We start from the raw sequence: 5,678 nt of genomic DNA on the forward strand, positions 1-5,678 counted from the left end.
GCTACTCTCGAAGCGAGAGCAATCTAGGTCTGTAGCGCAATCAGAAGGCGCAGAATCTAAGATGGTGTCCCATACCTCGGGGGTAAGTGCCCGAGCGTAAGCTTGGAGCACTCACAGCCGGGAACACTGTTCGCCCGGCGATATGGAATATTTTTCCATACAACTAGGAACGGTACAGGAGGGATTAGAAAGCTTCGCTGGAGTCGAGGGAGTAAGGGGAAAAGCGGTGGTGTTCGGGTTATTTACTACTACCACGATGAACGTATACCACTTTATCTGCTAACAATGTTTGGTAAAAATGAAAGGGCTAACTTGTCAAAATCTGACCGTAATGCGCTTTCTCAGTTAGTCTCAATTTTGGTTAAAACAGCATTGGAGAAGCAATATGACTAGTGCATTCGATAGCATCGCTCAGGGACTCCAGGAAGCGATAGATTTGAATAATGGAAAAGCCGTCGCCGCAAAAACACACCGTTCACCAGAAGTTGATGTGGCGAAAATACGTCATCAGCTAGGCTTGACGCAGATGGAGTTTGCATCAAAATTTTGCATCAGCGTCTCGACACTTCGACATTGGGAACGTGGTGATCGAAAGCCCCACGGTCCGGCCTTGGCACTGCTTAATGTTGTTGCGAAAGAGCCTCAAGCAGTGATGAGGGCGTTAGGCTAGTAGCTTCATTTTCGCTATTCTTTATCAGGTCAAACGCGGTATTTATGTCTTCTAGTCCCATGTTATTGATGATTCTTGGGGCAAAGAAACTTCCTTCAATCAGCTAAACACAGCCCATGTTACCAATGCCGCCCATCAGCTTTGTCCACGTTCGTCGCCAATACCATTTTCGCAGTATCGAAATGGGGCGTTGGGTGAGCGATGCCGAGCGGGATAAAGCCGCAGCGCAATTTCACGGTGCCCTGCAAGATCTTATGATGGCGTTAGCGGTGCCGGAGGAGGTTATCTCTCTGCGTGGTCAGCTCGGGTTGCAGTTTGGCAAAGGTGGGCGGCTTGGTGTCAGTGCCCATTACTCTCCGCTAGAGCGAAAGTTGGCGTTGGCCAAAAATGCTGGGGCGGGCAGTTTGGCCCATGAATGGTTTCATGCTTTCGACCACTATATGGGTAGCAAAATGTTTCAGGAGGCAGGTGACCATAGTTTTGCTTCTAAACTGTGGCTGCACGACAAACCGATCATAGAGCATGCCCTAAACCAGAGATTAGCCCAATGTTTCGCTGCCATTATATTGGATGAAGATGGCAGCTCGCCTAGTACGCTTTTTTCCCATTCGAAACTGACGGATCGGCGTCTTGGAGTGCTGTACTACGCAAAACCGGAAGAGCTTTGCGCCCGAGCTTTTGAAGCCTTTATTGAAGATGCCTGCCCACACAGTCGTTTTTTAGTGAAGGGAACCTTATACTCCGACGAGGCCAAAGCAGGCTTATACCCGAGTGGTAGCCAGCGCCAAAAGATCAATGAAGCCTTTCACCTTTACTTTGCGGCATTGGGTCAGGCGGTGATGCGGCAATCAGCACAGCAACAGCAGTGACAACAAAATCAGTCAGTCGTCCAGCTTGATCCACAAAACGCCGGCACGTACCTCAGCAGCAACTTTACTCAACGACTCCTTTTCACAGGGGCCTTGTATGCAAAGACCAGTATGCTTTTCGAATAAAGCCTCGTGGCGGGAGCATTGAATGTATTGGCGTTTGCCATCTAAAAAGTAGTTTGGCATCCACTCTAAACGACTGCCGAAATGGGGGCAGGCGTTGATATAAACATGATATTCCCCCGCGACGGGGATACAAACATACTCAGTATCATTGAGATAAAAGCCCCGCCCGGTTTCTTCAATTTCGTTCACATTAATATCGGTACAGATCCAGCTCATTCGCTTTGCTCCTGTAAATAAGTGACTACACCTTCACCGGCGTGCTTGCCGGTCGCAAAACACCCAGTCAGCAAGTAACCCCCAGTAGGGGCTTCCCAGTCTAGCATTTCCCCAGCACAGAATACGCCAGGCAATGCGGTTAGCATAAAATCTTCGTTCACAGCGTTTTCACAGACTCCGCCGGCACTAGAGATAACCTCATCGATAGGTTTGGTAGCGGTAAGTGTGAGTTTGATGTTTTTTAGGCAGCTGACCAATTGCGCAGCGGTTTGAAAGTCTGTTTTAACGTAACTTTCGTGGAGTAGGGCTAACTTCACCCCGTCAATTTTCAAGGTACGCTTGAGGTATTTGGCGAAGGACTCTTTAGGCTTTTGCTTACTAAGCCGGTCAAGCGCTTGTGCTGGCGTTAAACTTGGAATCAAATCCACAATTAAATGAGCAGTGCCGGAGGCTATAATTTGGTCACGTAAATATTTGGAAAAAGCGTAAACCAAGCTACCTTCGATACCGGTTTTGGTGACAATGGCTTCCCCTTTTTTGGTGATCTTTTCCCCGTCGGGCAGCATAACAGAGAAGCTAACGTCTTTTAGTGGCGCCCCTTCAAACTTAGTTTGTAAATACTCACTCCAATTCCCAATAAAACCACAGTTGGTACTGACTAATGGAGCTACGTCCACATTGAGACTTGGTAGCCATGATTGCCAACTGCCATCAGCGCCGAGCTTGGGCCAACTGGCACCACCTAATGCCAGTACAACGGCATCTGCTTTAACGCTAATGGTCTCTTCATAATGTTGAAAATATAGGGTTTGATCGGCATCCATCTTGATCAATTTATGACGCATCTGAAAGGTCACTCCGCTCTCTTTTAAGCGTTTTAGCCAGTTACGTAATAGGGGGGCTGCTTTCATATCCGTAGGGAAAATACGTCCAGAGGTGCCAACAAAGGTATCAATCCCAAGGCCGTGAATCCAATCACACAGGGCGGTATTTGGCAGGGCCGTTAAACTGGGTCTGAGCCATTCGGCTTTATCGTAGTATCGGCTTAAAAAAGGATCGAAATCTTCGGAGTGGGTAATATTCATACCCCCAACTCCAGCAAGCAAAAACTTGCGACAAGCGCTTGGCATGGCATCGTACACTGTCACTTGGTATCCAGCGTTTTGGATGACCTCGGCCGCCATGAGACCTGCTGGCCCAGCACCTACCACGACAACTTGTTTCATTACTTCACCCCATTGCAAATTTGGCTGCATGATACTGGAAAAGCGTCATTCTGCCGATCATAGGGAGACAAATCTGTCGAAATGTAAACAGATGGTCAAAAACAGCAATAGTTACTTACAGAAACACAGCACAATGCCCATATTCTTTTGTCTATCTAAGTGAATAATTAGTAAAAATTAAACTATAGTGTGTATATCCGCCGACTATCTACACCAAGTGAATTAGATTTGATCGGTTGAGACTGTTGCTGAATTGAGGGACGAATGAAACATATTTTACTGGTAGAAGACGAACCGATTAGCGTGCAATTTATGCAGATAGCTTTGAGTGATTATCAGCTATCTAGTTTTGCTACAGCTGAATCGGCATGAGAGGCTATTACTTCTGGCGAAGTGGTGGTCGATGCGGTACTGCTGGATTTAAACCTTCCTGGCATGAGTGGCTACGAATTTCTGGAAAAAATCAAAGCTATCGACACCTTTCAATCTTTACCTGTGATTATTCAAACCGGTGATACCTCTCCTGCTAGTATCCAAAAAGGCATCGATCTAGGCGCTTACTACTATTTGACCAAACCGGTACAGCGTAAGGTGCTGATTTCCATCGTGGAAGAAGCGGTAAAACACGCACGCATGCTAACCCAGTTAGAGCAGCAGCGTGACAATGCGCTTTCATGTATGGCACTCACTACGCGATTGGAGTTCGCTTTCAGAACCGTAGAGGATGTAAAAGCATTGTCTGCTTACTTGAGTTCGTTTTACCCCGATCCTGCCAAAGTCAGTACCGGCATTTGGGAACTCCTGCTAAACGCTGTAGAGCATGGCAATCTTGGCATCAGCTACGCGGAAAAAAGTGCCTTGATGGAGAGCGGCGAATGGGCTGGGGAGATCGAGCGCCGCCTCGCCTCACCAGAATATCAAGACCGTGTCGCCCATGGCTGTTTAATTCGTGGTGAGCGTAGCTGGATTTTGGAAGTAACCGATCAAGGTGCGGGTTTTAACTGGCAAAAATATATGACATTTGATCCAGAGCGAGCCTTCGATCTGCACGGTCGTGGCATTGCCACGGCGAATGGCTTTAGTTTCACTAAGGTAGAATATCTTGGTAACGGCAGCCAAGTACGAGCCCTGTTGGAATGGTAGGGGCTAAGATGGATGTGCCCCAGCAGAGGAGTCGTAGGCGAACTTTAGCTTATATAAGTCTAGGGGGCGTTTTTCTTTCTTTCCTGGTCATGGCATCGGCTCTTATTGCGCATTTTTTGGTGGGCAATCGGGTTGATCAGATCGGCAGTGATGCGCGCCATATTATGGAGTTAAAGGCCGAAAATTTACGCGATCAGATCGCTCAAGATATTAATATTTTGATGAGCTTACGTTCGGAAGTTCAGTACTTATCACACACTGAATTATCGGAATTTTCTCCCCATCAATGGGCCCATCACCATGTATTTCGCAGTGTTTTGACCCGCAACTGGCACGTCTATCAATTACGCCTGATTAGTGAAGGTGGCCAAGAAATATCTCGTATTGATAAGCACCGCAGCACTGGAGAAATTATTGAAACGGCGGCGGTTGATCTGATTAATGTAAATTATCGTCCTTACATGGATGAGATGCGTCGCCTCAATGATGGTCAAGTCTATCTCAGTACCATTGATCTCAATATAGAACGTGGACAAGTCGAGCAGCCGTTACGTCCAACTTTTCGTTTAGCCACTCGATTGCCTCTGATGTATCACGGTGAAAAAGTCTATCTCATTGTCAACGTAGAAGCTGAAGAAGTGCTCAAAATGGTAAAGCTAGGCTTTGCCGCCATGCCGATAGAGCTATATTTGGCGAATAATGTTGGCGATTGGTCTTACAGTGAACATCCTGAACAAGCATGGGCAAGTCAATTACAGCATCAAGAAGGTTTGGCTAGCTCTCATCCAGAAATGTTTCGTCTGGTGCAAAACAATGATATGGGAGAGTACCTAGACCGCGGTGATTATTGGTACTGGCAACGCCTCATTATCACGCATCCAGAAATGGGAGTGTTTGGTGTATATGGTGCTTATAACTTCGCCACTATCCTGGTAGAAGTTCCAGAAGAGACAGTTTGGGCTTTACGGAAAAATTATTTTTCTTGGGCGTTCGCTTGGATGTTAGCCACGATTCTTATCCTCGGTGGGGGAACCTATGAGCTTACCCGACGGCAGCGTCGTAACCGGCATCGATTTGAAGAAGAGCGTTTTCGTAATATTTTCTCCTCCCTTTCTACTGGTATTGTTGTAGTCAATCGCGAAGCCCGCATTGTCATGACCAATGGCGCCGCTCGAGACATGTTTGGTTACACAGAGGGGGAACTGGAAAGCCAATATATCGAGGTTTTAGTCCCCAAAGACGTACGTACTCACCACCGTTCCTAGTTGTATGGAAAAATATTCCATATCGCCGGGCGAACAGTGTTCCCGGCTGTGAGCGCTCCAAGCTTACAGCCGGGCACTTACCCCCGAGGTATGGGACACCATCTTAGATTCTGCGCCTTCTGATTGCGCTACAGACCTAGATTGCTTTCGCTTCGAGAGTAGC

7 protein-coding genes are annotated in these 5,678 nt (G+C 47.2%); 5 read left to right on the top strand and 2 right to left on the bottom strand.

Annotated features, from left to right (window positions below; translation table 11 throughout):
• Nucleotides 1-102: 102 nt before the first annotated feature.
• The 3 genes from FJM67_RS18020 to FJM67_RS16820 all read left to right on the top strand — a co-directional run bounded on the left by FJM67_RS18020 (nt 103) and on the right by FJM67_RS16820 (nt 1,539).
• Complete coding sequence (locus tag FJM67_RS18020; RefSeq protein ID WP_140591805.1) at nt 103-393, top strand: type II toxin-antitoxin system RelE/ParE family toxin; 291 nt, start codon at nt 103-105, stop codon at nt 391-393.
• On the top strand, nt 386-670 hold the full coding sequence (locus tag FJM67_RS16815) for a helix-turn-helix domain-containing protein (RefSeq protein ID WP_140591808.1): 285 nt from the start codon (nt 386-388) through the stop codon (nt 668-670). The genes FJM67_RS18020 and FJM67_RS16815 overlap by 8 nt, the downstream gene beginning before the upstream one ends.
• 116 nt (nt 671-786) lie before the next feature.
• Complete coding sequence (locus tag FJM67_RS16820) at nt 787-1,539, top strand: CLCA_X family protein (RefSeq protein ID WP_140591811.1); 753 nt, start codon at nt 787-789, stop codon at nt 1,537-1,539.
• A gap of 12 nt (nt 1,540-1,551) precedes the next feature.
• Here the strand turns inward: FJM67_RS16820 and FJM67_RS16825 are convergent, their stop codons facing one another.
• Together FJM67_RS16825 and FJM67_RS16830 are read right to left on the bottom strand one after the other, a co-directional pair.
• Nucleotides 1,552-1,881: a Rieske (2Fe-2S) protein gene (locus tag FJM67_RS16825; RefSeq protein WP_140591813.1), complete on the bottom strand. Its 330-nt coding sequence runs from the start codon at nt 1,879-1,881 to the stop codon at nt 1,552-1,554.
• Nucleotides 1,878-3,107: a TIGR03862 family flavoprotein gene (locus tag FJM67_RS16830; protein WP_140591816.1), complete on the bottom strand. Its 1,230-nt coding sequence runs from the start codon at nt 3,105-3,107 to the stop codon at nt 1,878-1,880. Before FJM67_RS16830 ends, FJM67_RS16825 begins: the two co-directional genes overlap by 4 nt.
• Before the next feature lie 396 nt (nt 3,108-3,503).
• On the opposite strand from FJM67_RS16830, the gene FJM67_RS16835 reads away from it, so the two are divergent.
• On the top strand, nt 3,504-4,250 hold the full coding sequence (locus FJM67_RS16835; protein WP_140591819.1) for a response regulator: 747 nt from the start codon (nt 3,504-3,506) through the stop codon (nt 4,248-4,250).
• A gap of 89 nt (nt 4,251-4,339) precedes the next feature.
• Nucleotides 4,340-5,515, top strand: coding sequence for a PAS domain S-box protein (locus tag FJM67_RS16840; RefSeq protein WP_181161541.1), 1,176 nt, complete (start codon nt 4,340-4,342; stop codon nt 5,513-5,515).
• The last annotated feature ends 163 nt before the right edge of the window (nt 5,516-5,678 follow it).

Source organism: Maribrevibacterium harenarium (assembly GCF_006385675.1).
GTDB lineage: Bacteria > Pseudomonadota > Gammaproteobacteria > Pseudomonadales > Marinomonadaceae > Marinomonas > Marinomonas harenarium.